At 70.9% G+C, this 928-nt stretch carries 1 protein-coding gene; it reads left to right on the top strand.

The annotated features are described in order from the left end of the window. A partial coding sequence (locus ACTOQ1_RS42865) for an AMP-binding protein (protein WP_440074361.1) occupies window positions 1-928 on the top strand: 928 nt, incomplete at both ends.

The following is a 928-nucleotide window of genomic DNA, read 5'->3' as shown; positions in this document are numbered from 1 at the left end:
TCGTCCGCCGGTGTGGAGGCCGGTTCGGAGGGTGGTGTCGAGCGGGTTCGTGTGGGGGTGGCGGTGGGTGCGGTGCCGTTGGAGGCGCCGGTGGTGGTGGAGTCGGGTTCGTCGGCGTATGTGATCTTCACGTCGGGGTCGACGGGGGAGCCGAAGGGTGTGGAGGTGTCGCATCGGGCGGCGTTGAACACGGTGGTGGACGTCAACGGTCGGTTCGGGGTGGGGGAGTCGGATCGGGTGCTGGCGTTGTCGGCGCTGGACTTCGACCTGTCGGTCTGGGACCTGTTCGGCCTGCTGGGAGCCGGAGGCTCCGTCGTCCTGCCCGCCGAGGGCGAGCGACGCGACCCGGATCGCTGGGTCGCCCTGATGGAGGCGCACGGGGTGACGGTGTGGAACACGGTCCCGGCGTTGCTGGACATGTTGCTGGTGGCCGAGCCGGAGCGGTTGCCGGGTGGGTTGCGGCTGGCGTTGTTGTCGGGTGACTGGGTGGGGCTGGATCTGCCGGGCCGGTTGCGGGCGGCGGCGCCGGGGTGCCGGCTGGTGGCGTTGGGGGGTGCGACGGAGGCGGCGATCTGGTCGAACTTCTTCGAGGTGCCGGCGTCGGTGCCGTCGTGGTGGCGGTCGGTGCCCTATGGGAGGCCGCTGGCGAACCAGTGTTTCCGGGTGGTGGACGGGCGGGGGCGTGACTGCCCGGACTGGGTGGCGGGGGAGTTGTGGATCGGTGGCGCGGGGGTGGCGAAGGGGTATCGGGGCGATGCCGAGACCACGGCGGCGAAGTTCGTCGAGGTGGATGGGGTGCGCTGGTATCGCACCGGTGACATGGGCCGGTACTGGCCCGACGGCACGTTGGAGTTCCTGGGCCGGGTGGATCACCAGGTCAAGGTCCGCGGGCACCGCATCGAACTCGGCGAGATCGAAACCGCCCTGC

The organism is Streptosporangium sp. OZ121, from assembly GCF_051918885.1.
Taxonomy (GTDB): Bacteria; Actinomycetota; Actinomycetes; order Streptosporangiales; family Streptosporangiaceae; genus Streptosporangium.
This window is presented reverse-complemented; position numbering and strand designations above follow the sequence as displayed.